Raw genomic sequence first — 2,050 nt, 5'->3', positions numbered from 1 at the left:
TTACAAAGTGTTAGGGCTGTGAACTTTACCACAGCCCTGATTAAGATCATTATGATTTGATCAAATTTTTGTAGCTATAAAGCAGATTATGCATCAACACTGCGAAAAACTTAGCCGCGCTGTGCGAGCAAACGCTCAAACTCATCGACTTTTTCACGCACTAGCTCAACACTCTGCTGCCAAAACGTTGGCTGGGTTAAATCCATCGACAGGTGCTTTTCGACGACATCTTCCGCCATCATGCAGCCTGTATCGCGCAGCAAATTGATGTAATCGGTGTAAAACGCTTCGCCTTTGTTTTCTCGCTGTGCATAGATACCCTTGCTAAACAAGAAACCAAATAGGTATGGGTAGTTATAAAAGCTCACGCTATCAATAGAAAAGTGCAGCTTGCTTGCCCAGAAGTACGGATCCGGTTCGCTCATTACGTCGCCATACCATTCTTTCCAAGTTTCTGACATCAACTCACAGAATTCATCTGCGGTTAACTCTCCATCCTGGCGGCGTTCATAGAACGATTTTTCAAACTCGTAGCGAACCGGAATGTTGATCATTAAAGCTAGCGCAGATGACAACTCTTCCCACAACATCTCGAGCTTTTCATCAACGCTCTCCGCTTTCGAAATCAAATGATCACGAACGATGTTTTCTGCAAAGATAGAGGCGGTTTCTGCTAACGTCATTGGGTAGTAAGTTTGGCAAAGTGGCAAATCACGAATAACCCAGTTATGGAACGCATGGCCAAGTTCATGTGCCAGAGTCATAAGGTCTGACCGACTGCCACTCCAAGTCATAAACACAAGTGGTGTTCGCGTTGCTGGCAGTTTGGTGCAGTATGCGCCAAGACGCTTGTTAGCATTTGGCGCGGCATCAATCCAACCATTTTGTACCATCAAACGGACAAACTCCGACATCTCAGGGTTTACTGTTTCAAATGCTTCACAAATAACATCAATCGCTTCATCAAAGTCGTAAACCTTCGCTTCACCGCTCAAAGCAGGCATAGCCGCCAGATGATTCCAAGGTTTCATCTCATCCAGACCATGTACTTGCGCCATCAATAAACCCGCTTTCTGACCAATAGCTCGACTGTCTTTGGCTACGGTCATCATCGCATTTAAAGTTTCAGCTTGGATTCGGCTACCATGCAAACTCGGCTCTAGGAAGTGAACTTCACGCTTCGTAGAACGCTTTTTGTTTTCAGTTAAGCGCCATCCTGCTAACGCATTCAAAATCGCAGCGAATGATTCTTGGTGCGTTTGCATTGCATCTTGTACGCCTCGCCACGCGGCTTCTTGACGCTCGAATTCAGAACCATAAAGAATGCTTGCCGCTTGAGAAAACCCAAGCTCTTCACTATTACCATCTGTGTACTCAAGCTTCACTTTCAATGAGCCAGTCAGGTTATCGTATAGGTTACCCCAAGCCGATTTGCCATCCACACTCATCGCAGCCAGTAACTGTTCTTCTGCGTTGCTAAGACGAGTATCCGCCAACTTTCTAGAATTCAAGATAGAAAAAGCTTGCCCACTGATATCAGGATTCTCATGGTCTAACACGCGCAAGATAAACTCTTCGTCGGCATGCGTTAGTGTCAAATCAAAGGGACTGAACGCTTGGGAAAGCTCCGAAAAGATGCGGGTCATTTTACCAAGTAACGATTTCGCTTCGGCGTTTGTTGCATCAACAGAAGCATAACAACTCGCAAAATTTGCAACTGTACCCGCTAAACGACTCGCGGCTTCATTGGTCAAAATCGCATTTTGCATGATCTCTACGTTGCCACAATCTGCTGATTGTTTATTCAAAAGATCAATACATTGTTCCACAAGAGCAATATCGTCTTGAATTCGTGGGTCAGAAAGGTCGTTATAAACGATGGACAAATCCCAACTCGGCGTTGTCATTTCTATATTTCCTTTTTATGTAACTGAGTCAATTTTCGCTTCCTGCACCTAGCAGATGGGCTTCCACCGACATCTTCCGTGACTATGCCCGTAAGCAATATCGTTCTGGGCATTTTAATATTTATAAATTAACGAGTTAAAAG

Annotated in this window: 1 protein-coding gene; it reads right to left on the bottom strand. The window is 44.6% G+C overall.

Annotation, left to right across the window (positions count from 1 at the left end):
• Positions 1 to 110: 110 nt before the first annotated feature.
• Positions 111 to 1,907 (bottom strand): M3 family oligoendopeptidase, encoded by a 1,797-nt coding sequence (locus CAG68_RS10830; protein WP_054729866.1) that lies wholly within the window; start codon positions 1,905 to 1,907, stop codon positions 111 to 113.
• Positions 1,908 to 2,050 lie beyond the last annotated feature (143 nt).

Source organism: Vibrio sp. V42_P2S4T144 (assembly GCF_009904715.1).
GTDB lineage: Bacteria > Pseudomonadota > Gammaproteobacteria > Enterobacterales > Vibrionaceae > Vibrio > Vibrio alginolyticus.
The sequence above is the reverse complement of the archived record's forward strand: the minus strand, read 5'-3'. Positions and strand labels throughout refer to the sequence as shown.